At 36.8% G+C, this 23,916-nt stretch carries 21 protein-coding genes; 19 read left to right on the top strand and 2 right to left on the bottom strand.

Annotation, left to right across the window (positions count from 1 at the left end; genetic code table 11):
• Positions 1-103: 103 nt before the first annotated feature.
• From EL171_RS05900 to EL171_RS05885, 4 genes are all read left to right on the top strand, one after another.
• Positions 104-1,444 (top strand): B12-binding domain-containing radical SAM protein, encoded by a 1,341-nt coding sequence (locus EL171_RS05900; protein ID WP_005386925.1) that lies wholly within the window; start codon positions 104-106, stop codon positions 1,442-1,444.
• Positions 1,445-1,454: 10 nt separating this feature from the next.
• Entirely contained in the window at positions 1,455-2,222 is a 768-nt protein-coding gene (locus tag EL171_RS05895) for an antibiotic biosynthesis monooxygenase (protein ID WP_039969244.1), read from the top strand.
• Positions 2,223-2,343: 121 nt separating this feature from the next.
• Positions 2,344-3,123, top strand: coding sequence for a protein-ADP-ribose hydrolase (locus tag EL171_RS05890; protein ID WP_005386922.1), 780 nt, complete (start codon positions 2,344-2,346; stop codon positions 3,121-3,123).
• Positions 3,124-3,225: 102 nt separating this feature from the next.
• Positions 3,226-3,723, top strand: coding sequence for a methylated-DNA--[protein]-cysteine S-methyltransferase (locus EL171_RS05885; RefSeq protein WP_005386920.1), 498 nt, complete (start codon positions 3,226-3,228; stop codon positions 3,721-3,723).
• Positions 3,724-3,837: 114 nt separating this feature from the next.
• On the opposite strand, the gene EL171_RS05880 is transcribed toward EL171_RS05885, so the two are convergent.
• Positions 3,838-4,503 (bottom strand): fumarylacetoacetate hydrolase family protein, encoded by a 666-nt coding sequence (locus EL171_RS05880; RefSeq protein ID WP_005386918.1) that lies wholly within the window; start codon positions 4,501-4,503, stop codon positions 3,838-3,840.
• A 329-nt stretch (positions 4,504-4,832) separates the two neighbouring features.
• Here EL171_RS05880 and EL171_RS05875 point away from each other — a divergent pair, with 329 nt between their 5' ends.
• Positions 4,833-5,855, top strand: coding sequence for a branched-chain amino acid aminotransferase (locus tag EL171_RS05875; protein ID WP_039969240.1), 1,023 nt, complete (start codon positions 4,833-4,835; stop codon positions 5,853-5,855).
• A gap of 156 nt (positions 5,856-6,011) precedes the next feature.
• Here the strand turns inward: EL171_RS05875 and EL171_RS05870 are convergent, their stop codons facing one another.
• Positions 6,012-6,404, bottom strand: a complete 393-nt coding sequence (locus EL171_RS05870) for a thioesterase family protein (RefSeq protein ID WP_005386914.1) — start codon at positions 6,402-6,404, stop codon at positions 6,012-6,014.
• A 225-nt stretch (positions 6,405-6,629) separates the two neighbouring features.
• Here EL171_RS05870 and EL171_RS05865 point away from each other — a divergent pair, with 225 nt between their 5' ends.
• The 14 genes from EL171_RS05865 to EL171_RS05800 all read left to right on the top strand — a co-directional run bounded on the left by EL171_RS05865 (position 6,630) and on the right by EL171_RS05800 (position 23,914).
• Positions 6,630-7,367 carry a TVP38/TMEM64 family protein gene (locus EL171_RS05865; RefSeq protein ID WP_005386912.1) on the top strand — a complete coding sequence of 246 codons (738 nt, stop codon included), beginning with the start codon at positions 6,630-6,632 and terminating at the stop codon, positions 7,365-7,367.
• Positions 7,368-7,423: 56 nt separating this feature from the next.
• Complete coding sequence (locus EL171_RS05860) at positions 7,424-8,617, top strand: aminotransferase-like domain-containing protein (protein ID WP_005386909.1); 1,194 nt, start codon at positions 7,424-7,426, stop codon at positions 8,615-8,617.
• A 123-nt stretch (positions 8,618-8,740) separates the two neighbouring features.
• Complete coding sequence (locus tag EL171_RS05855) at positions 8,741-9,574, top strand: Mrp/NBP35 family ATP-binding protein (RefSeq protein ID WP_005386907.1); 834 nt, start codon at positions 8,741-8,743, stop codon at positions 9,572-9,574.
• 245 nt (positions 9,575-9,819) lie between these two features.
• Positions 9,820-11,220: an anion permease gene (locus tag EL171_RS05850; protein WP_005386905.1), complete on the top strand. Its 1,401-nt coding sequence runs from the start codon at positions 9,820-9,822 to the stop codon at positions 11,218-11,220.
• A gap of 232 nt (positions 11,221-11,452) precedes the next feature.
• Positions 11,453-12,799 carry a M18 family aminopeptidase gene (locus EL171_RS05845; protein ID WP_005386903.1) on the top strand — a complete coding sequence of 449 codons (1,347 nt, stop codon included), beginning with the start codon at positions 11,453-11,455 and terminating at the stop codon, positions 12,797-12,799.
• A 285-nt stretch (positions 12,800-13,084) separates the two neighbouring features.
• Positions 13,085-16,531: a pyruvate carboxylase gene (locus EL171_RS05840; RefSeq protein WP_005386902.1), complete on the top strand. Its 3,447-nt coding sequence runs from the start codon at positions 13,085-13,087 to the stop codon at positions 16,529-16,531.
• 199 nt (positions 16,532-16,730) lie between these two features.
• The gene (nrdR, locus tag EL171_RS05835) at positions 16,731-17,207 is read left to right on the top strand and encodes a transcriptional regulator NrdR (RefSeq protein ID WP_024065834.1); all 477 of its coding nucleotides are present in this window, start codon (positions 16,731-16,733) and stop codon (positions 17,205-17,207) included.
• A gap of 25 nt (positions 17,208-17,232) precedes the next feature.
• On the top strand, positions 17,233-18,159 hold the full coding sequence (locus EL171_RS05830) for a dipeptidase (protein ID WP_005386898.1): 927 nt from the start codon (positions 17,233-17,235) through the stop codon (positions 18,157-18,159).
• Positions 18,159-18,728, top strand: coding sequence for a D-sedoheptulose 7-phosphate isomerase (gene gmhA, locus EL171_RS05825; RefSeq protein ID WP_005386896.1), 570 nt, complete (start codon positions 18,159-18,161; stop codon positions 18,726-18,728). Before EL171_RS05830 ends, gmhA begins: the two co-directional genes overlap by 1 nt.
• A gap of 96 nt (positions 18,729-18,824) precedes the next feature.
• On the top strand, positions 18,825-20,303 hold the full coding sequence (gene rfaE1, locus EL171_RS05820) for a D-glycero-beta-D-manno-heptose-7-phosphate kinase (protein WP_039969236.1): 1,479 nt from the start codon (positions 18,825-18,827) through the stop codon (positions 20,301-20,303).
• Entirely contained in the window at positions 20,300-21,265 is a 966-nt protein-coding gene (rfaD, locus tag EL171_RS05815; protein WP_005386892.1) for an ADP-glyceromanno-heptose 6-epimerase, read from the top strand. The genes rfaE1 and rfaD overlap by 4 nt, the downstream gene beginning before the upstream one ends.
• Positions 21,265-21,759 (top strand): D-glycero-alpha-D-manno-heptose-1,7-bisphosphate 7-phosphatase, encoded by a 495-nt coding sequence (locus tag EL171_RS05810; protein ID WP_005386891.1) that lies wholly within the window; start codon positions 21,265-21,267, stop codon positions 21,757-21,759. Before rfaD ends, EL171_RS05810 begins: the two co-directional genes overlap by 1 nt.
• Before the next feature lie 95 nt (positions 21,760-21,854).
• A complete protein-coding gene (locus EL171_RS05805; RefSeq protein WP_005386890.1) occupies positions 21,855-22,874 on the top strand; it encodes a glycosyltransferase family 9 protein in 1,020 nt (339 codons plus the stop codon).
• Positions 22,874-23,914, top strand: coding sequence for a glycosyltransferase family 9 protein (locus EL171_RS05800; RefSeq protein ID WP_005386889.1), 1,041 nt, complete (start codon positions 22,874-22,876; stop codon positions 23,912-23,914). Before EL171_RS05805 ends, EL171_RS05800 begins: the two co-directional genes overlap by 1 nt.
• Positions 23,915-23,916 lie beyond the last annotated feature (2 nt).

Genomic DNA, 23,916 nt, shown 5'->3' with positions numbered 1-23,916 from the left:
ATATTAATTAATATTGTTTCTACAGATAGGATGTTTTTATATGCAAAAAGAATAATAATCTTTTATAATAATATAAGAGTATTTGTTATATAAGAGGTTGTACATGAAAGTTAAATTAATTCAGCCGCGTATGTTGAAGCGTCCTATGGATACAGATTTAAAAATACGTATGTCACCACATTTAGGTTTGTTAACGGTGGCTAATATTATTCGTTATGAGTGTGAGGTCACAATTGAAAATGAAAATATTAGAGCTATTGATTTTGATGATGTGCCTGACTTGGTAGGGATAGCAGTTACAGTAGATATTTTACCTAGAGCTATTGAAATTGCATCTATATATAAAGAAAAAGGTGTTAAGGTGATTGCTGGTGGTATACATATTACGACAGCATCCAATACCATACCTAAGGAGGCATTTGATAGTCTTTGTATAGGTTTTGCAGAAAATACATGGCCTCAAATTATAGAAGATGCTAAACATGGTCGATTACAATCTCAATACGTATCTGCTCCTTTAGAGTCTGGAGACGATATTGCATCACCTGCATATGACTTAATAGATAAGACCGATTACTTATGGTACAATGTTGTTTCTACTAGTCGAAGTTGCCCTCATAGATGTGATTTTTGCTATAATAGTTCTGGAACACACCAATATATTAATCGCAATATAGAAGATGTGTTGGAAGATATCAAAAAATTAGGTACAAAACATATTATGTTTATAGATGATAACTTTATTGGCAATATTTCTTGGACTAAACAGTTTTTAGAACGTATTAAACCTTTGAAGTTAAACTGGAATGCAGCAGTTACTATGAAAATAGGGCAACACCCTGAATTAATGGATTTAATGAAAGAAACTGGTTGCCAGAGTTTATTTATTGGTTTTGAAAGTATTAGTTCTCAATCTTTATCTAGTGTTCATAAAATGCAAAATAATCGTGAAGAGTTTGAACGACTTATTAACGAATTACATAAGCGTGGTATTATGGTTAATGCTAGCTTTGTATTTGGATTAGATGGAGATACACCAGAGACTTTTAAAAATACGTTAAATTGGATTATTAGCCAGAAAATTGATACGATTACATCACATATTGTCACACCATATCCAGGTACTGAATTCTACAAGAGAATGGAAGAGCAAAATAGAATTTTTGATTATGATTTATCAAAATATAATACGTCTCATGTAGTTGTATCACCGTTAGGTATGTCTAAAGAAGAATTAGAAAAAGGGTATCTTTGGATCTATAAAGAGCTATATTCCATAAAAAATATATTTCGTCGCATGCCTAAAACTATGGGCACAATACCAGCATATTTAACATTTAATTTCTTTTATCGTAGATTTGGACACTTTACAGCAAAAGTATGTAATCTGTTAACTTATAAGCGTATTGGCTTGTTTGCTGAAAAGCTATCAAGATATATGTAAAGGAGTATTTATGACTAAAAAATTATTTAAACGTATTTTAGTAACCTCTACGATTGCTGTATTAGGTGTTAGTACATCCTTTGCGGCTCTTGTTATGGAACGAGATCAATCTGTAGATACAGCACCTAGTGTCAATATGTATCGATTCGAAGTACCAGCAGAGTTACAGGGCACATATAACAGTGCAGGTGTTGCCAATCTAACAGCATCTATGGAGAAAGAACCTAATACATTATCTATGAATGTAGCGCATGTAAAAGGAAATCCATCTGAGTCTTATGTAGTAGAGGTTTATAAAGATTTAGCTGCTATTGAAACACATCGCAAATCTGATCATTATCAGGCCTTTGTTAATGAAGTAGGTTCTAAATTAACAAATCGTAAAATGTACGACGTACAGTCTGTACTATTGTTTGAGAAAAAAGATGCTTTATCTATTGTCAATGATGGTAAAGCAATAGTGACTCTGACAGAGTTTACTGTTAATAGCAATGATATCGACACAGTACAACGTCAATACCAACTCGATATTGAACGGGCCGTACGCGATGATGCGGGTTATAAGGCTGGTTATGTGCTTCGTGAAAGAAATGTAAAAAATCATTGGTATGTTATCCAAATTTATAGTGATCAAGAGGCCTTAACAAAACATTTAAATAGTCCTGGTTATCGATTCATGATGAGCCAAATTCAAGGTAGTCTACAAAATGTTACCACAAAGGTTTTAGATGGGGATGTCCTCGTCAACCATGGGGGTCAAGCATTTGTAAGACCTTAAAACTGAATATAATATAGTATAATATAATCACAGTAAAGTTACTGCTAGCATATACATATGTGCTAGCAGTTTTTTGTTATATATTAGGTGAACGTATAGTCTATACAAAAAGGAGTTACATATGACACAGCAAGAACGGTTACGCTATTTGGTTGAAGGCTTAGTAGCAGAATACAATGAGAGACATAACGAACATATAGAGATCCCTATGAATGAAGAAGAGCAATTTACTCTCTTTAGATCTTTATGTAATATTCGTCCTGCTGGTGGCATGTCTCTTGAATGGATGAAGATAGAGTCTGAATATTTAAATATATTGGCCCATGAAAAGGGAATCGTAACGATTAGTGATATGGAAGAGCGAGAGCCTCAGATTTATTTGTGGCAAGGAGATATTACTCGATTATCTGTAGATGCTATTGTAAATGCAGCCAATAATAAATTACTCGGATGTTTTGCTCCAAATCATAAGTGTATCGATAATGAAATCCATACCTTTGCTGGTATAGAGCTTCGCATGGAATGTGCTAGAATGACTGAGTATATGGAAATGCCTGAAAAAACGGGTGTGGCTCGTATGACCTATGGGTATAATTTGCCCGCAAAGCATGTACTTCATACGGTAGGTCCTATTATTTATGAAAGTGTAACAGATAAGGAAAGAATTGAATTAGCTTCTTGCTATCAATCCTGTTTAAAGTTAGCCAATGCTTATAACTTACGATCTATTGCATTCTGTTGTATTTCTACTGGTGAATTTAGATTCCCTAATGAAGAAGCAGCACAGATTGCCATAGATACGGTACGAACATATTTAAAAGAAACAAATAGTAAAATACAAGTGGTATTTAATGTATTAAAGGATATAGATTATGACATCTACAACAAATTATTGGGATAAATAATATACTCCTTTTGAAATTCATAAAAATACTGTATCATTTAATAATGACATAAAAAAGGTTATGAATGATTTGTTAGTTTAAGAAGGAGATAATGTACTATGAATTATAAATACACCTATGAAAGCCCATTAGGAACTATGATTATGCTTGGTACATTATCATACTTAACAGATTTGTTTTTTATCGATGAAGATTATGCACCAAGTTATGATGATGCGGAGTATATAGAGCAACTAACAGGTCCATTTGAAGTAACTATTATGTGGCTAGACCAATACTTTAATGGTAAAAAGCCTTTTATTACACCACCGATTCAGTTAGAGGGGACAGAGTTCCGTAAGTCTGTATGGTCCATATTACAAACCATACCTTACGGTAAAACTACAACATATGGAGATATAGGTAAAGAGATTGCAAAACAGCAAGGAAAAGATAGGATGTCTGCCCAAGCAGTAGGAGGTGCGGTAGGTCATAATCCTATTTCTATTATCATTCCATGTCATCGTGTGATTGGTAGTAATGGAAAATTAACTGGCTATGCTGGCGGTATTGAACGCAAGAAATACATGCTTGATCTTGAAGCGAAACATAAATAGTACATATTAGATTGTAAAATCATATTTAAATAGACTTATAGAAAAAGAAGAAAGAGATTACTCATGATGGATAGACACATCATAGGTAATCTCTTTTGGTATATATAGGTGGGACTATTTAAATTGATTTACTAAGGTACCAATGCCACTAATCGATATAGATACGGTATCTCCTGATTTTAACCAACCATATTTGCTTTCATTTTTACCAAGTACAACACCACTAGGTGTACCGGTAAAGATAATATCACCCTCTTGTAGTGTAATATACTGAGATACAAACTCTATGATTGCATCTGGTTTAAATAACATTTGTTCTAATTTAGCTTGTTGACGCACTTCACCATTTACTGTTGTAGTAATAGTGGCATTGTCAAAATCAAAATCATCTGGAGAGACAATAGTAGGACCGATAGGGGCAAAGTTATCTAGTGATTTGCCGAGAATCCATTGAGAGCCTCTAAATTGTAAGGCTCGAGCTGATACATCATTACCTATGGTATATCCTAAGATATGTTCTTTAGCTTGGTCGCGAGATATATTTTTACCAGCCTTACCAATGACGATAACCAGTTCTCCTTCGTAATCATAATGAAGGTTTTCATCTTGAATGGGAACTATATCTTGATGAGACGCCAATGCATTAGATGTTTTCATAAAGATTTCTGGAAAATCATGTGTAGCAAGACTAGTTTCCTCTATATGGTCTGCATAGTTTAAACCGATACAGATTATGTTTTTTGGATTAGTAATTAGGGTACGGTTAGTAGATTCTTTCATGAGAGATACCTCCTTAAGAGATGAGATACATATATGGTAAGTTAATTATAATATAAATCGGTATGTAAAGAATAATTTTATCCTTATGATTTGAAACGAACTAAATTTATTATAGATAAAGACATAGAGATTATTTATGATACTAATCGTTATAGATATGATGATCCATATGATTTATAAGGCATCAAAATAAGTGGTATTCTATATTTTGTACTTAAGTATACTTAACTTATTACATGTCTAATTTCTGTTCTCTATAGAATATGTTGAAATAACTTGCTCATAGTGTTAAGATTATAAGTATATTAATAAGCATGGAGGTTATTGTTATGAGCAAGAATATCGATTGGGATAATCTCGGTTTTGGTTATGTAGAAACCGACTACCGTTATTTAACTACATATAAAGATGGTAAATGGGACGAAGGCGGATTAATTACTGATGCTAACGTTGTTCTTAATGAATGTGCTGGTGTATTCCAATACGCTCAAACTGTCTTTGAAGGTTTGAAAGCATACTACACTAAAGATGGTCACATCGTATGCTTCCGTCCAGATTTGAATGCAGTTCGTTTGAATCAATCTTGTGAACGCCTTGTAATGCCTACATTACCTGAAGGTCGTTTCCTTGAAGCTGTAAAAGAAGTTGTAAAAGCCAACAAAGACTTTGTTCCTCCTTATGGTCATGGTGCAAGTCTTTATATTCGTCCATACATGATGGGTACAAACTCCGTTATCGGTGTAAAACCTGCGGATGAATATCAATTCCGTGTATTTACTACACCAGTAGGCCCTTACTTCAAAGGTGGCGCTAAACCAATCAAAATTCGTATCACTGATTTTGATCGTGCAGCTCCTCATGGTACTGGCCATATTAAAGCTGGTTTGAATTATGCTATGAGTTTGTATGCTATTACTGATGCACATGAAAAAGGTTATGCAGAAAACATGTACCTTGATGCGGCTACTCGTACATATGTAGAAGAAACTGGTGGTGCGAACTTTATCTTCATCACCAAAGATGGTAAATTAGTTACACCTAAATCCGATAGTATTTTGCCATCCATTACACGTCGTTCTTTGATGTATGTAGCAGAACACTACCTTGGTATGACTGTAGAAAATCGCCCTGTTCATAAAGATGAATTAAAAGACTTTGCTGAAATTGGTCTTTGTGGTACAGCAGCTGTTATTTCTCCAGTAGGTCAAATCGATACTCCAGAAGGTACTATTAATGTACCAGCTGGTATGGATGATATGGGGCCTATCACTAAAAAATTATATGACACATTACTTGGCATTCAACATGGTGAAATTGAAGCTCCTGAAGGCTGGGTAGTTAAAATTTGCTAATCTTTTAATAGATTAATCTAGTAGATTATATAATTTAACACGTAAATAGAAATGGCATCTATCGTTGGATAGATGCCATTTTGTATTATTTTGTTATGTTAAATTCGCACTTAGGCTATTATACAATTAGTTATAGACTATTAGTAAAACTAGTTATTAGTTAGATTTTGCACGACTTGTAACTTTAGCCATGAATTTTTCGTTATTAATAACAAATCGTTCATGAGTTCCTCGACCAATGATACCAACGCCGTCAGATGCTTCAATATCAAAGGTTATTTTACGTCCCTCTACAGCACTAACTGTAGCTTTAGCAGTTACTGTTGCACCAAGTGGAGTAGGGGCCTCATGAGTAATGGATAGAGCGATACCTACAGTACCTTCGCCATCTTCTAAATATGGCTGTACTGCTGCTTGAGCTGCTTCTTCCATTAAAGCACACATAGCTGGTGTGGCAAAGACTTCTAAAGAACCGGATTTCATTGTTTTAGCAATATTAGATTCTGTAACTGTTACAGTCGCCGTAGCTGTTTGACCTGCTGATACCATAATATACCTTCTTTCATTAAGAATATTCTCGTTATAATAGTATTATACATCTTTCGATAATTTTTATGCTAATGCTATTATACATATTTTATAGATACTACCAGTTAAAAGTAATTATTTTTAACTGGTAGTAATTAGATAAATAGAATGTTTAAGTTCTTACATATAACAGTTCTATAGAATCCGTGATATAATAGAACTAGTTTTTTATAAAACGAGGTATATATGAGTACAAAAAAATTAAAGCCTTCTGGTGAAGGTTGGGTACAGTTAATAGCAGGCATTGGTTTTGTCATTCTATTAATTGCCATCAATATAGTAGATCCTACATTTTATCCTACTATGTGGCATTTAGCGACGAGTGGATCTATGGATGAGATAGCAGAGTATATTCAAGGCTTTGGTCCTATGGCCATGGTCGTTAGTATGCTTCTTGATATTTTTGTTAATGCTGTTGGTTTCTTACCGTCCATCTTTATATCTACTGCAAACGGCCTAGTATTTGGTATGTGGCCAGGCATAATAATTTCCTGGCTTGCAGAAACGATTGGCGTAGTCATTAGCTTTTATATTATGCGTTACTTTTTACGTGATACAGCAGATAAGCTCATTGCTAAGAGTACAGTATTGATGAAAGTAGATGATTTTTCCGGTAAAAATGGTTTTGTGGTCATGTTATTTGCCAGATCCTTACCATATTTTCCGTCTGGTGTTATCACAGCACTTGGCGCCATCAGTAAAATCAAACCGAGAGACTATATCTTAGCGAATTTAATCGGGAAATTCCCATCTACAGCTCTTGAAGTAGCTATCGGTACAGATATTGTAAATTTCCAAGAGAATATGGGGCGATTAGGAATCATCGTAGTTGTTGCAGGTATTGTATACTTCATTCTTTGGAAGGTATATAAGAACTACATCAATAAGAAAAATGCTGAACAAGAGCACGATCCTAATGCTTAACAATCTCTAATTAATTAAATGTTATTCAATTTAGTATATATGAAAGAGGCGATAGTATGAGCTTTTCTCTTCCTGAACGGGTGACCCTAAAAGGTCCTAATTTTATTCGTGAAGTATTTGAACGTGGTGTAGGGGTAGAAGGTTTTATTAGCTTTGGTATTGGCAATCCTGCACCAGAAGCGATTCCTGTGGAAATCATCGAAAAGGCTTTTGATGAAGTGGTTCACTCTAATCCAATGAGTCTTTTACAATATGGACCAATGCAAGGGGATGCACGTTTAGCAGAATTGACATTAGAGCGTCTTGTAAAAACACATAAGATGAATCCAGAAGGACAAGGTCTTATAATCTCCAATGGTGCTGGTCAGCTATTAGGCCTTGTACCAATTACTGTATTGGAACCTGGCGATGAAGTATACATGGATGAATTTACTTTTACTAGTGCTATCAATTCTGTACGCAATATGGGTGGTAAAGCATTAGGTATTCAGACTGATGAGTATGGCATGATTCCTAGTGAATTAGAAAAAGCTGCTCAATCTGGTAAAGGTAAATATATTTATCTCATTCCTAACTTCCAAAATCCAACAGGTATTACAATGCCGTTGGAACGCCGTAAAGAAATTTATGCTATTGCCTCTAAATATGATTTGTTTATATATGAAGATGATCCATACGGTGAGATTCGCTTTGCTGGTGAGTACATTCCAACATTTAAATCCTTTGATACCGAAAATCGTGTTCTCTATGCTGGTTCTTATTCGAAGACATTATCTGCAGGTTTACGTGTAGGTTTCCTATTTGGCCCAGAGAAGGTAATCGAAGCTATCCAAGCTTTAAAGAATAATACAGCTGGTCAAATGCCATTAGTTACACAAAAGGTGGTAGCTAAAGTTCTTGATACAATCGATTATGATGCACATTTAGAAAATGTACGTAAAGTATATAAGACTAAATGTGATGCTTTGCTTGATGCATTTAATAAGTATGCAAGTTCTAAGGTTAAGTTAACTCAGCCTACAGGTGGTATGTTCGCATGGATGACGATGCCTGAGGATGTAGATTGTGACGAATTCTTCGAAACGTGTATGAATCGCAATGTAGGGATCATTAAGTGTGGTGCTTTTGCTGCTGATGGTGCAGGGGAAGGAGATGCATTCCGCTTAAGCTATACAGTACCAACAGTAGAAGAAATCACAAAGGGCATGGAAATTCTCGGTGCCTTAACTAAAGAGTTCTGTGGCGAGTAATATATTGATAAAGTTTGATATGACATGATACAATGTAACAGTAGATACATTGTATCTACCATATAGAGAAAAAGTTTTACATATAGATGTGAGGTAGTTCCTCAAAGAAAGTAGGTGTTTACTATGGGTTGCGGTAGCAGCAGTGATTGTGGCGGATGCCCATCTAAATCTTCTGGTTGCGGTGGCGGCGCTCCTCAACAACCTCAAGACCTTACAGCTCCTTTACACGAGCTTAGTTCTGTTAAACATGTAATTGGCGTAGTATCCGGTAAAGGTGGCGTAGGTAAATCCTCCGTTACAAGCTTAATGGCTATTACTATGGCGCGTAAAGGTTACAAAGTTGGTATCCTCGATGCAGATATTACAGGTCCTTCTATTCCTAAAATGTTTGGTATCAAGGAAAAAGCATATGCTGACGAAATTGGTATGTATCCTGTAAAATCTAAAGGCGGCATTGACGTTATGTCTGTTAACCTCCTTTTGGAAAACGATACAGATCCTGTTTTATGGCGTGGTCCTATTTTAGGCAATGTGGTAAAACAATTCTATAGTGATGTTATTTGGAAAGACATCGATTATTTATTCGTTGATATGCCGCCAGGAACAGGTGACGTAGCAATTACTGTATATCAATCTTTGAAATTGGATGGTATCATCATTGTTACATCTCCTCAAGACTTGGTATCCATGATTGTTGAAAAAGCAGTTAAGATGGCTGATTTAATGCAAGTGCCTATTATTGGTGTAGTGGAAAACTACTCTTACTTCCATTGCCCAGATAATGGTAAGGATTATCAAATCTTTGGTGAAAGCCACATTGAAGAAATCCTTCAAAAATACGGTCTATTATTGTTGAATCGTTTGCCAATTGATCCAACTATTGCAAATCTTTGTGATAAAGGTGATATTGAAGCTATCGAGAAAACAAACTTAGAAAACGTATCTTTACCAGAATAGGATTTATATGTTAATGAAAGCTGTGCATACCTCGTGATGCACAGCTTTTTTTCATTTCTTTTTATGATGTAATATATTATATTTATTATAAGAAGAAATAATTATATATCTCACTTCACATACTACTGATATATACTGAAGACACCGTAGGATAGGGGGCTACTGTGTGTTTATAGTCACCTTGCGATGCCTTGGTATTTCAGCGGTTATATATTTTAGTTTTTTCCTATGTAGGAGGTATGTGTATGAAAAAACTGTTAAACTGGATTATTCCAGCGGTCTTTGGTATAGGCCTATGGTTTATTCCAACGCCTGAGGGTTTAACACCTCAATCTTGGCATTTATTCGCCATCTTTGTTGCTACTATCGTAGGCTTTATTACTCAGCCATTACCGATTGGTGGCGTATCTATCATTGTAATTACTGTGGCGGCTTTGACTGGTACTTTGAAAATCGGCGAAGCTATCTCTGGTTTTGCTAACTCTGCTATTTGGTTAATCGTAGGTGCGTTCTTATTCTCTCGTGGCTTTATTAAAACTGGTTTGGGGAAACGTATTGCTTATAATTTGATTGCTGCTTTTGGTAGTAGCTCCTTACGTTTGGCTTATGCATTAGCATTATCTGATTTAATTTTGGCTCCAGCAACTCCATCTAATACAGCTCGTGTAGGTGGTGTTATCATGCCAATTACTACAAGCTTGGCAAAAGCGTTCGGTTCTGAACCTCAAGATGGTCCTCGTAAAATTGGTTCCTTCTTGATGCAATCTATTTATCAAGTTAATACAATTACATCTGCTATGTTCCAAACATCCATGGCTGGTAACACATTGGTTGCAGCATTGGCGCTTCAATCTTTTGGTATTGGTATCACATGGGGTGATTGGGCTATGGCTGCTATCGTGCCAGGAATTATTGCATTGATCATTATGCCGTACTTTATTTACAAAGTATATCCACCTGAAATTACAGATGCTCGCGAAGCACAACAAATGATTAAAGAAGAGTTAAAAGGCCTTGGTAAAATGTCTTTCCAAGAATGGGTTATGCTAGGCGTATTCGTTTTAGCTTTAGTGTTATGGGCTACCTCTCAATTCACAAAAATTGATGCTACAACTGTTGCATTCTTAGGTATTTCTATTTTGCTTGCTACTAGCGTTCTTGTATGGGACGATGTTAAAAGCGAAAAAGGCGCTTGGGATACATTAGTTTGGATGGGTACATTAATGGGCTTTGCCGGTTTCTTGTCCAAATTGGACTTCATTAAATGGGCAACAGTACTTGTAGGCGGTTATATTCCAGAAGGATCTTGGATTATTGCCTTCGTTATAGCTGTACTTATTAATACATATTCCCACTATGTATTCGCATCTTTAACTGCACATATTTCTGCAATGTTCGTAGCATTCTCTGCAATTGCTATTTCTGCAGGTGCACCACCAATGTTAACATTGTTGATGATTGCATTCACATCTAACTTGTGTATGTCTTTAACTCACTATGCAGCAGGTCCATCTCCAGTAATCTTCAATACTGGTTATGTTCCTCAAAATACATGGTGGAAACTTGGTTTCTTCGCATCCGTAATCAACTTGATTATCTTTATGGGACTTGGTTCCGTATGGATGAAAGCAATCGGTATGTGGTAAAAACTGAAAATGATAAAATAATATACTTGTAATACATAAAACTTTAGATTTTAGAGTTGTTTTGATATGTAGTTACAAAATATACGGAAAGCCGTCCCGTTTGGGACGGCTTTTTTGTGATAAAATAAGTGTAGTTAATATATTATTAATGTATATGTTGTAATATTATACATATATGAACTATTCCTAGTGAATAAAAGAATTGCATCATTATTTTACATAGGAGGAAACTATGAAATTTGATAATGAACAGTTATTGAAATATATTGGTGCTTGCACATCTCCATACCATACGGTTGATACAAGCTTGCAAATGTTATTGGACTCAGGATTTACAGAACTTAATTTAGATGATGAGTGGCAATTAGACTCTGGTTCTTATGTTGTTAATGTATTTGGTACTACATTGTTTGCCTTTCATATAGGGAAAAAACCAGAAGATACATTACGTATTGCTTCGGCGCATACGGATTTTCCTGCGATCCGTGTTAAACCTAATCCTATTACCTCTGTAAAAGGGTACACAAAACTGAATGTAGAAATGTATGGTGGTCTCATTGAAAATACATGGCTTGATCGTCCTCTAGGAGCGGCTGGTACCGTAGTATTAAAAGGTGATAATGCCTTTGATGTTGATTCTGTATTGGTTGATACAAAACGTCCTATTGCAATCGTTCCAAACTTAGCTATACATATGAATCGCACCGTTAATGATGGCGTTAAATTAAATCGCCAAAAGGAAATGCTTCCTATATTAATGATGGATCGTAAAGATAAGGAACAATCAACAAAATCTTTACATGATAGTAATAATCCAAGTTTATTTCCAGAGTCTGATACTCAATATGATGAGTGGACTATGTTCTTAGCTGATGAAGTCAATTGTGATCCATCTGAAATTTTGTCCTATGAAATGACATTATACCCAACAGAACAAGGCTGTGTACTTGGCACAGAAGGTGATTTCATTAGCGCACCTCGCCTTGATAATCTAACATCTTGCTTTGGTGTACTTTCAGGGATTATTCAAGCTCGTAAACATAATGCTAATGGTGTACGCTGTGCCATTCTCTTTGATAATGAAGAGGTAGGGAGTCGTACAAAACAGGGTGGGGCAGGTATGCTTTTACCAAACCTTATTAAACGTGTATATGATGCATTGGGATATTCTAATCAAGAAATGGAAAGTTTCATTTCAAAAGGATTTATGATTTCCTCTGATGTAGCCCATGGTTTACATCCAAATTATCCTGAGAAAAATGATATCACTAATATTCCTACACTTAATAAAGGGGTAGCCCTAAAAATCGCATGTAGCCAATCTTATGCAGGTGATGCCAGAGCAATTGCCATTGTTAAAGGTTTGTGTGATGAAGCTGAGGCAAACTACCAAATTTATGTAAATCGTTCTGATATACCAGGAGGGTCTACAGTTGGATCTATTTCATCTGCTATGTTGCCGATGAGAACCATGGATGTAGGCTTACCATTGTTGGCAATGCATTCTGCACGTGAGTTGATGGGGGCCAATGACCAAGAACAACTCAACCGATTAATGAATCATTTCTTAGGTGATTAATTATATAGTATATAGAACTAGTTCGATGTACATCGATAAAAGACATATGAGTTTTACTCATGAACAGCGGATAATGTATTTTATGATTTCGTAATTAATATAATCCTTTAAATATGTGGAAAATATTGTATAATAGTTATATGTAATTATGAATATTATACTCATCATAAATTTTGATGAGTTTTCCAAATATATTGTTTTGACTATAAGTATAGGAAATATTCATATATTAATAAAAATGAAAGCTGATAGTTCACATTAGTGGAAGCTAGTAGGAGGCAATACATGAGAAAAATTAAATCCGTATTGGTTGCCAACCGTGGTGAAATTGCGATCCGCGTGTTCCGTGCATGTAATGAAATGGGTATTAAAACTGTAGCCATTTATTCCAAAGAGGATACATTATCCTTGCACCGTAACCAAGCTGACGAAGCCTATCTCGTAGGGGAAGGTAAAAAACCAGTTGAAGCATATCTTGATATTGAAGATATTATCCGTATTGCAAAAGAACATGATATTGATGCTATCCATCCAGGTTATGGGTTCTTATCTGAAAACGAAGAGTTCGCTCGTCGTTGTGGTGAAGAAGGTATCATTTTCATTGGACCTCATGTAGAACATTTGAATATGTTCGGTGATAAGGTTAATGCTCGTGCACAAGCTAAATTGGCAGATATCCCAATGATCCCTGGTTCAGATGGGGCTTTGCGTGATTTTGAACAATTAGAAGAATTTGCAAATACTCATGGTTTCCCATTGATGATTAAAGCCGTAAATGGCGGTGGCGGCCGTGGTATGCGTGAGGTTCATCGCAAAGAAGATCTTCGTGATGCATATGATCGCGCTAAATCTGAAGCAAAAGCTGCTTTTGGCGATGATGATGTATATGTAGAAAAACTTATCGTTGAACCTAAACATATTGAAGTACAAATCCTTGGTGATGAACATGGTAATGTAGTTCATTTACATGAACGTGATTGCTCTGTACAACGTCGTCACCAAAAAGTTGTTGAAATGGCGCCAGCTTTTGCATTGCCATTAGAAACTCGTAAAGCCGTATGTGATGCAGCCGTTAAAATCATGAAAAATGTAGGCTACGTTAATGCTGGTACTGTAGAGTTCTTGGTAACTGCTGATGGTTCCTTCTATTTCATCGAAGTTAACCCTCGTATCCAAGTAGAACATACTGTAACAGAAATGATTACAGATATTGATATTGTTCATTCTCAAATCCGTATTGCTGAAGGTTATGACTTACATAGCCCAGAAGTAGGCATTCCTGCACAAGATGAAGTTCCTTGTAAAGGTACTGCAATTCAATGTCGTATCACTACAGAAAATCCTAAAAATAACTTCATGCCTGATACAGGTAAAATCTTGGCATATCGTAGCTCCGGTGGCTTTGGTATCCGCTTAGACTCTGGTAATGCTTTCACAGGTGCCGTAGTAACACCTTACTATGATTCCTTACTTGTAAAAGCAACTGCATTTGGTCCTAACAATGAAGAAACTATTCGTAAAATGCTTCGTTGCTTGAAAGAATTCCGTATTCGTGGCGTTAAAACAAATATTCACTTCTTGATTAACGTTCTTGAACATCCTGAATTCCAAAGCGGTAACTACACTGTTAACTTCATCGAAGATCATCCAGAATTATTCGAATTGAAACCTGACCGTGACCGCGGTACTAAATTATTGCGTTACATTGCAGACGTAACAATCAATGGTTACTCTGGTGCGGGCCCTCAAGAAGTACCTGATTTTGAACCAATTCAAATGCCATCTAATTTAGATGTATCTCCTGCAGCTGGTACAAAACAAAAATTTGATGAATTAGGTCCAGAAGGCTTCAGTAAATGGTTATCTGACCAAAAACAAGTATTCTTTACAGATACTACATGGCGTGATGCTCATCAATCCTTGTTTGCTACACGTCTACGTACAATTGATATGGCACGCGTAGCTGGTCATGCTGCGAAAGGTGTTCCTAACTTATTCTCCTTAGAGTGCTGGGGCGGTGCTACATTCGACGTATCCTATCGTTTCTTACATGAAGATCCATGGGAACGCTTACGCATGTTCCGTCGCGAAGTACCAAATACATTGCTTCAAATGTTGATTCGCGGTGCCAATGCAGTTGGTTACACATCCTATCCAGATAATGTGGTTCGTCAATTTATCCAACGAGCTGCTACAAATGGCATTGATGTATTCCGTGTATTTGATAGCTTAAATAGCCTTGATAATATGCATGTAGCTATTGATGAAGTACGTGCACAAAACAAAATTGCTGAAGTAGCATTGTGCTATACAGGGGATATTCTTGATAGTAGCCGTCCTAAATACAATTTAGGTTACTATGTAAATATGGCTAAAGAGCTTGAAAAAGCGGGTGCTAATATCATTGCTATTAAAGATATGGCTGGCCTTTTAAAACCTCAAGCAGCTTATAACCTTGTATCTGCATTAAAAGATGCTGTTACAGTACCAATTCATTTGCACACTCATGAAGGTTCTGGTAATGCTATCTATTCATATGGTCGCGCTGTAGATGCTGGTGTAGACGTTATCGACTTGGCATACTCTGCATTTGCTAATGGCACATCTCAACCTAGCATGAACTCTATGTACTATGCTTTGAGTGGCCATGACCGTCAACCTGACATGAACATTGACTACATGGAAGAAATGTCTCATTACTTTGGCAGCATTCGTCCATACTACAAAGGTGTGGATAAAGCAGAAGCATATCCTAATACTGAAGTATATCAACATGAAATGCCAGGTGGCCAATACTCCAACTTGCAACAACAAGCTAAGATGGTAGGCCTTGGTGATCGTTGGAATGATATCAAGAAAGTATATCATCAAGTAAATATGATGTTTGGCGATATCATTAAAGTAACACCATCCTCTAAAGTTGTAGGTGACATGACATTGTACATGGTACAAAACAACTTGACTGAAAAAGATATTTACGAAAAAGGCGATGTATTAGACTTCCCTCAATCTGTAGTAGAATTCTTTGAAGGTCGTCTTGGCACTCCATACCAAGGTTTCCCTGAAGAGTTACAAAAAATCATCTTAAAAGGAGCTAAACCTATTACAGTTCGTCCTGGTGCAGTATTACCTCCAACAGACTTCGAACATGTTCGTCATGAATTAAGTGAAATGGGTGCTAATACAACTGATGAAGATATTAGTGCATACTGCTTATATCCTAAGGTGTACCAAGATTACAATAAATTTGTAAAAGATTTTGGTGATGTATCTGTACTTGATACTCCAACATTCTTCTTCGGTATGAAACGGGGCGAAGAAATCCAAGTAACTATCGAAAAAGGTAAAACATTGATCATTAAGATGAATGGTGTATCTGATCCTGATGAAGATGGTAACCGTATCGTATTGTTCGAGTTCAACGGTCAACCTCGTGGCATTAAAGTTCATGATAAACATGCTAAGACTACTGGTGTTGTTCGTCGTAAAGCAGACGAATCCAACCCTGGCGAAATCGGTGCTACATTGTCTGGTTCTGTTGTTAAGATCCTCGTTAAGAATGGTCAATCTGTAGTTAAAGGTGAACCATTAATCGTTACAGAAGCGATGAAGATGGAAACAACAATTACAGCTCCTATCGATGGTATCGTAGAAGAAATTCTAGTTCGTGAAGGTAGCCGTATCGAATCTGGCGACTGCTTGCTTCGCGTCCAAGATGCTCCTAAACGATAGTTATAATTGTAGGTAAAATTAAAAATATTATTTCTAAAGTATTTCATAACATAAAATACTGTAGAATAATGGAAGAATCCCTAGGAAATCCTAGGGATTCTTTGTATTTTAAGGGGTTTCATGGTACTATATATAGTAAAGAAAATGGGCGTATTATGCACTATTTTAGAGTGATTATTAGAAAAAGGAGTAGTAACAGATGAGATGTCCTTATTGCCAACACACAGACACGAAGGTAACAGACTCTAGAACGACTGATGAAGGTAATAGTATTCGCCGTCGCCGCGAATGTATCAATTGTGGCCGTCGCTTTACTACCTATGAAATTATAGAAGAAGTACCACTTATGGTATTAAAGAAAAACGGACGTCGTGAACTATTTGATCGCGGTAAATTATTAAATGGCTTATTGCGTTCTTGTGATAAACGTACCGTACCAATGTCCGTGATGGAACAAGTGGTTAACGATGTAGAGCGCGATATTCGAAATGAAATCAATCAAGAGGTAACTACGGATCGCATTGGTGAACTTGTATTGCAACAATTAAAAGATATTGACCAAGTTGCATATGTTCGTTTTGCTAGCGTATATCGTAAGTTTGATAATATTGATAGCTTTATGGAAGAACTGAAAGCATTAAAGAAACTAGATGCTAAAAAACCAAAACGCAATTAATTACTGATACTATATGTGAGGCTTTATGATAGATTTACACTGCGATACGATAATGAAATTAATAGACCATCCTAGTAGTGGGGATCTGTATCGTAATACTTGGAAAATCGATATAGAAAAGTTGCAAAAGGCTCACAGCAAGGTGCAAGATTTCGCACTTTTTATCAATCTTGGTGAAACAAATGACCCTTATGGTCGTTATGAAGCGATGCGTAATTTATGTACATCACAAATTCAGCATTATGGAGAGCACATACAACATGTGCTCTCTTATCAAGATATAGAGTCCGTGTATGTGTCCGGTAAGATTGGGGCTCTTATGTCTATTGAGGAAGGCGGCGTACTAGGCGGCGATTTAGATAAATTAAAACAAGCTTATCAAGATGGGGTTCGACTTATTACGCTTACTTGGAATTATCCAAATGGATTGGGTGAGCCCCATTGTGGTGAGCAGCATAAAAAATTAACATCGAAAGGTGTTGAATTTGTGGAGGCTATGCAGGATTTAGGCATTATCGTTGATTGCTCTCATTTAAATGATGCTGGTACTGAGCAATTAGGAGATATTTTAGATGTACCTTTTATAGCATCTCACTCCAATGCACGTGAAGTTACAGCCCATACAAGAAACTTACCAGATCATTTAATCAAGCTGATTGCTAATAAGGGTGGCGTTATAGGCCTTAATTTCGCTCAATCATTTTTAGGTACATCACCCATAAGTCGGATTGAAGATATCGTAAAACACGGCTTATATCTCATCGATAAAGGCGGGGAAGATGTTGTGGCATTAGGAACCGACTTTGATGGTATTAAGCCAGATACAGAAATTAAAGATGCTTCTGAAATGCATCGATTATATGATGCATTTAAAGAGGCCGGTTTATCTGTGGAGCAATGTGAGAAATTGTTCTGGAAAAATGCAGATAGACTATTAAAGGAGATTTTATAATGACTGATTTAAATCCAATCATTGCAGATCGTTTTACCGAGCATCTTGAGGTTTTTGGTAGAACGATGGAGCATATGGATACCATTCAAGAGATTGCCTATCGCTGTAAGGCTGCTTTAGAAAATGGCAATAAGATTTTATTCTGTGGTAATGGTGGTTCTGCTGCAGATTCTCAACATTTAGCGGCGGAATTGATTTGTCGCTTTAAAAAGGAACGACGCTCTCTTGCAGGGATTGCATTAACTACTGATACATCTGCATTAACAGCGATTGCCAATGACTATGATTTTGAATCTGTTTTTGCACGTCAAGTAGAGGGACTAGGCCGTACAGGTGATGTTCTTATTGGTATTTCTACATCTGGGAACTCTAAGAATGTTGTGAAAGCTGCAGAAATGGCCCGTTCTATTGGTATGCATACCATTGCTTTCACCGGAGAAGGCGGTGGTAAGCTAGCTGAATTATGTGATATTACATTAGCCATTCCAAGTAATGTAACAGCTCGTATTCAAGAGATGCACATTTTGGCTGGTCATATCATGTGTGAAATTATTGAAGAAGATTATTAACCGTTACGGTCTTATGTATAAATAGATACATGTTTGATGCCAAGTATTTTATGTAAGTCGTTATGCATGTATATTGTGGTAAGGAATAGGTGGATTATGATAAATGCTACCATTAATCAATTTTTAACAAAGCAACTACCAAATTTAAAGATTGCCGTTATAGGTGATGTTATGGTAGATCGTTATGTTTTTGGTGATGTAAGTCGTATTTCTCCAGAGGCACCGGTTCCTGTTAACCGCGTGGCAAAGATGAAAGAAGTGCTTGGCGGTGCTGGTAATGTTGCGTCGAACTTATCAAATTTAGATTGCACAGTATATCTTGGTGCTATTGCCGGTAATGATGACCATGGTCGTTTATTACAACAGTTACTTGATGCAGATAAGATTGATACAACAGGTTTATTGACGAGCGACGATCGATCTACTATTACTAAGATGCGCATCTTAGGTGATCGTCAGCAGATGATGCGCTTAGATTTTGAAACCATAACAGATTTGACAATCCATGAAGAACAGAAACTATCTACATGGTTGGAAAATCTCTGTAAAGCGGGTATCGATGGCATTGTTGTTTCTGACTATGGTAAAGGTGTTTGTACACCGACATTGCTAAAAAAGATCTTTAGTTTAGCTAAGGAGTATGGCGTACAAACAATCGTAGACCCTAAGGGTTCTGATTGGTCTAAATATAATGGAGCCACATGTATTACACCGAATGTAAAAGAGCTAGGTGAATGTGTAGGCCGTAAATTAGAAAATGATGATACCACTATTGTTGAAGCTGCTAAGTCAGTACTGGCTAATGTTGATTTAGAGTACATTGTGGCTACACGGTCTGCTAAGGGGATTACTGTTATCGCAAAGGACGGCCGTACATGGCATAATCCGGCCACACAACAAGAGGTCTTTGATGTAAGTGGTGCAGGCGATACTGTTGTATCCATGATGATGACATGCCTTGCCAGTGGCCTATCTATGCGTTTAGCCTTACATATTGCTAATGGCGCTGCAGGCATCGTCGTATCTAAGGTTGGAACATATCCAATTCATCGTTCTGAATTACTGGATTTATGGCATTCTTATAAGCATAGTGTTCAATCGAAGCCTTTATACACAAAGGAAGAGATGAAGCAGCTTATTACACAATGGCAAAATAAGGGTGAAACTGTTGTGTTTACAAATGGTTGTTTTGACATTCTTCATCGTGGGCATATTACGTATCTACAAGAGGCTGCTCAGTTAGGTGATCATCTAATTATTGGTTTAAATTCCGATGCTTCTGTTAGACGCCTAAAGGGTGAAACACGTCCCATCGTAAGTGAAGAGGATAGAGCAGCATTATTAAGTGCGTTGCGCTGTATAGATGGTGTGGTTTTATTCGAAGAGGATACACCAGCTGAACTATTAGCTTATTTGCGTCCTAATACGCTAGTTAAGGGCGGCGATTATAAGATAGAAGATATTATTGGACGTGAGTCCGTAGATCATGTAGAGGTGCTTTCATTTAAAGAAGGTTACTCTACATCAGATATCGTAGGGAAAATAGCTACTATGGCTAAGGAGGGTAAATTATGATTATCGTTACAGGCGGTGCTGGTTTTATCGGCAGTAATATTGTGAAAGCATTAAATGACCGTGGTCGTACAGATATTCTTATTGTTGATGACCTTACTGATGGTCGTAAAATCCGAAATATTCAAAATTTAGAATTCTTGGATTATATCGATTGTGATGATTTTGATTGTGCTATTGCTGATGGTACATTTGATGTAGGTCCTATCGAAGTAGTGTTCCACGAAGGTGCTTGTGCGGACACAATGGAATATAATGGCAAATACATGATGAAGAACAACTATGAAGGTTCTAAAAATCTATTCCACTATTGCCAAGACCGTCGCATTCCATTCATTTATGCATCCTCTGCATCTACATATGGTAATGGTACAAATGGTTTCGTAGAAAAACCAGAAGCTGAGGAAGCCCTCAATCCATATGCGTACTCCAAATTGTTGTTTGACCGTTATGTGCGTAAATATGAAGGTGAATATACAGCTCAAGTAGTAGGCTTACGTTACTTTAACGTATATGGTCCTAATGAGGCTCATAAAGATAAAATGGCTTCCTTAGTTCGTCAAATGTTCTACAAAAATAAAGAAACTGGTATTATCAATCTATTTGAAGGTACAGATGGCTACGAAGACGGTGGTCAAACACGTGACTTTATTTATGTTAAAGACGTAGTTAATGTAAACTTCTATTTCTGGGAACACCCTGAAATCTCTGGTACTTTCAACTGTGGTACAGGTAATGCTCATAGCTTTAACCAATTTATGCAAGCTGTTATTGACTATAACGGTAAAGGCAAAATTGAATACATTCCATTCCCAGAGGTATTAAAAGGCAAATACCAAAGCTTTACAGAGGCTGATACTACTAAATTATTGGCTGCTGGTTATGATAAAGGGTTCCATAAAATGGAAGACGCTGTTAAAGAATATTGTGAATTACTCGATAATAACGAAGGGTATTTACGTTAATGCGCAAAGTATTATTTTTAGATCGCGATGGTGTTATCAACAAAGATGTTAGCTATCTATATAAAATCAGTGATTTAGAGTGGGTAGATGGTGCTAAAGAGGCACTAGCTTATGCGTATGGCAAGGGCTATGACCTCATTGTAGTGACCAATCAAAGTGGGGTCGCTCGAGGTTATTATAAGGAATCTGATGTTCAGATTTTACATGACCATATGGCTCATGAACTAGATCGCAGCGGGGCGCCGATTTTACATTTCTATTATTGTCCTCATCATAAAGAAGGATCTGTACCTCTTTATGCTGTCGATTGTGAATGCAGAAAGCCAAAGCCTGGCATGGTTAATCAAGCTATTAAGGATTATGATGTAGATCCTAAATCTAGTTTTCTTATTGGCGATAGTCAGCGCGATGTTGATGCTGCAGAAGCAGCTGGTGTAAAAGGATATCTATTTACAGGTACAAATCTGTTAGATTTTATTAAGACTATTATTTAGTTAATTATTACCATTACTTTGTTTTACTTTTAACTTATGTCTGTTTTAAGGTGATATAGGGTTTTTAGTTGTGGTGTTGTATTTTGGGAGGCTATATGAAAGATTACAAGAATATACTCATCATAAAGATGAGTTCCTTAGGTGATGTGATTCATGCATTACCTACCTTGTATGCAGTGCGTAAAAATTGGCCTAATGCGCATATTACATGGGCTATTCATGAGCAATTTGCTAGCCTCCTGCCAGGTACACCATGGGTAGATGATGTCATCATTATCGACAAGAAACAACTTAAAAAGCCTGCCTATTTATGGCAATTACGTAAGGAGTTACATAGTCGTCACTTTGATATGACATTGGACTTACAATGTATTGCGAAGAGCGCCATTGTATCTCTACTATCTGGGGCTCCTGAGAAATATGGTTACTGGGAGCTTCGGGAAGGTAGTAATTTAGTCAATAAAGCTCTAGTAGGTGAGCATAAATACGACCATGTCATTGAACGCTATTTAGATACTGTTCGAGCGCTTGGTGGTGACGTAGATAGTATAGAATTTCCTATGCCTGCCTACGTAGATGCGGAGAAGTCCGTAAAAGAGAAGTTAGCCTGTCATGGCGTTGACGAAGATTATATAGTTGTTGTTCCTGGAGCTCGCTGGATTATTAAGGAGTGGCCTTTACTTAACTTTGGAGAGCTATGTATCCGTTTATGTGAATCTGGTAAAAAAGTCGTTATTGCCGGCGCTTCTGATGATGCAGAAAAAGGAGCTTTCATAGAAAACTATGTAAAAAATAAGAATCTCGTCAATTTAGTAGGATCTACGACTATGCCAGAATTGATTGAGTTGATTCGACATTGTGAAATTTTCATCAGTGCTGATACGGGCCCGTTGCATATTGCTAATGCCTTTAAGCGCCCTTTGATTGCACTATTTGGAACCACATCTCCGAAACGAACTGGTCCATACGGAGGCAGTCATGTACATCTGATTATTTCACCCACATCAAAGGCTACGCCTGAGCAGCCGCTCGTAGATGATCCGGATTGTATGGCTCAAATTCCAGTAGATGCAGTATGGTCAGTATATGAACAAGTACTTGGAAAGGAACTGTAATGGAACTCGATTATAAACGCATTGTGGTCACCTTTCTTATGCATTTGGGAGACGTTATATTAACAACTCCTTTTTTTGAAGTGCTTCGAAAAGCTGCGCCACATAGTCATATTACATATGTAATAGATGAAAAACTACAACAAGTAATGCAATATAATCCAAATATTGATGAACTCATTGTAGTTGATAAAAAAGGGCGTCACAATAGTATTTCCGGACTTAATGAGATTGCTCGTGAGATTAATAAAAAAGGGAAACCTGATATCGTTATTAATTTACATCCCAATGAACGCACATCTTATTTGGCATGGAAAATTCATGCCCCTATTACAACGGGGATGAGTCATTTTCTATTTAGACCATTTATGACAAAGTATACGCGCTTAGATCGTAAAACTCGTCATGCTGCAGATATGTACATCAATGTACTAGAACAATTAGGGGTAACCGATATTTCAAACTCTGGTCTACACATTGAAACCAGTGAAGCATGGCGCCGTGAGGCTCAGGAGTTTTATGCTAGCCAAGGTTTAACAGATAGTGATAAGCTTATTGGGTTTAACATTGGTAGTGCTGTTCCTGAGAAACGTTGGCCTGCTGAACGATTTGCTCATGTAGCAGATTACTTTGGTCATTTAGGGTATAAAACAGTATTCTTTGGTGGTCCTATGGATCTTGAAATGGTACAGCCTGTAGTGGAACACATGGAAACTAAACCAATTGTGGCTACTGGTAAGTTCCAATTAGGTCCTTTAGCTGCAGCTATGAGCCGTTGTAATCTGTTGATTACGAACGACTCGGGTCCAATGCATGTGGCGATTAGTCAACATGTGCCAATCGTGGCGCTTTACGGACCGTCTAATCCATTCTTTTATGGTCCATATCAAGCGCGTGCTATCGTTTTGGAAACGATGGACTCATACGAGATTGGTAAAAGTATGAAAAAAATTATTAAAGAAGGAAATTATAAAGGGTTATCCGTAATTTCTGAAGAACAGGTTATTAAAGCAGCGGAAACGTTGCTTTCAGAATCGAAATAAAC

Origin of the sequence: Veillonella dispar, from assembly GCF_900637515.1 — a bacterium.
Classification (GTDB): domain Bacteria; phylum Bacillota; class Negativicutes; order Veillonellales; family Veillonellaceae; genus Veillonella; species Veillonella dispar.
This window is presented reverse-complemented; position numbering and strand designations above follow the sequence as displayed.

Coding starts and splice junctions, on each gene's coding strand:
- EL171_RS05900 (WP_005386925.1), top strand. CDS start 104: ATGAAAGTTAAATTAATTCAGCCGCGTATGTTGAAGCGTCCTATGGAT.
- EL171_RS05895 (WP_039969244.1), top strand. CDS start 1,455: ATGACTAAAAAATTATTTAAACGTATTTTAGTAACCTCTACGATTGCT.
- EL171_RS05890 (WP_005386922.1), top strand. CDS start 2,344: ATGACACAGCAAGAACGGTTACGCTATTTGGTTGAAGGCTTAGTAGCA.
- EL171_RS05885 (WP_005386920.1), top strand. CDS start 3,226: ATGAATTATAAATACACCTATGAAAGCCCATTAGGAACTATGATTATG.
- EL171_RS05880 (WP_005386918.1), bottom strand. CDS start 4,503: ATGAAAGAATCTACTAACCGTACCCTAATTACTAATCCAAAAAACATA.
- EL171_RS05875 (WP_039969240.1), top strand. CDS start 4,833: ATGAGCAAGAATATCGATTGGGATAATCTCGGTTTTGGTTATGTAGAA.
- EL171_RS05870 (WP_005386914.1), bottom strand. CDS start 6,404: ATGGTATCAGCAGGTCAAACAGCTACGGCGACTGTAACAGTTACAGAA.
- EL171_RS05865 (WP_005386912.1), top strand. CDS start 6,630: ATGAGTACAAAAAAATTAAAGCCTTCTGGTGAAGGTTGGGTACAGTTA.
- EL171_RS05860 (WP_005386909.1), top strand. CDS start 7,424: ATGAGCTTTTCTCTTCCTGAACGGGTGACCCTAAAAGGTCCTAATTTT.
- EL171_RS05855 (WP_005386907.1), top strand. CDS start 8,741: ATGGGTTGCGGTAGCAGCAGTGATTGTGGCGGATGCCCATCTAAATCT.
- EL171_RS05850 (WP_005386905.1), top strand. CDS start 9,820: ATGAAAAAACTGTTAAACTGGATTATTCCAGCGGTCTTTGGTATAGGC.
- EL171_RS05845 (WP_005386903.1), top strand. CDS start 11,453: ATGAAATTTGATAATGAACAGTTATTGAAATATATTGGTGCTTGCACA.
- EL171_RS05840 (WP_005386902.1), top strand. CDS start 13,085: ATGAGAAAAATTAAATCCGTATTGGTTGCCAACCGTGGTGAAATTGCG.
- nrdR (WP_024065834.1), top strand. CDS start 16,731: ATGAGATGTCCTTATTGCCAACACACAGACACGAAGGTAACAGACTCT.
- EL171_RS05830 (WP_005386898.1), top strand. CDS start 17,233: ATGATAGATTTACACTGCGATACGATAATGAAATTAATAGACCATCCT.
- gmhA (WP_005386896.1), top strand. CDS start 18,159: ATGACTGATTTAAATCCAATCATTGCAGATCGTTTTACCGAGCATCTT.
- rfaE1 (WP_039969236.1), top strand. CDS start 18,825: ATGATAAATGCTACCATTAATCAATTTTTAACAAAGCAACTACCAAAT.
- rfaD (WP_005386892.1), top strand. CDS start 20,300: ATGATTATCGTTACAGGCGGTGCTGGTTTTATCGGCAGTAATATTGTG.
- EL171_RS05810 (WP_005386891.1), top strand. CDS start 21,265: ATGCGCAAAGTATTATTTTTAGATCGCGATGGTGTTATCAACAAAGAT.
- EL171_RS05805 (WP_005386890.1), top strand. CDS start 21,855: ATGAAAGATTACAAGAATATACTCATCATAAAGATGAGTTCCTTAGGT.
- EL171_RS05800 (WP_005386889.1), top strand. CDS start 22,874: ATGGAACTCGATTATAAACGCATTGTGGTCACCTTTCTTATGCATTTG.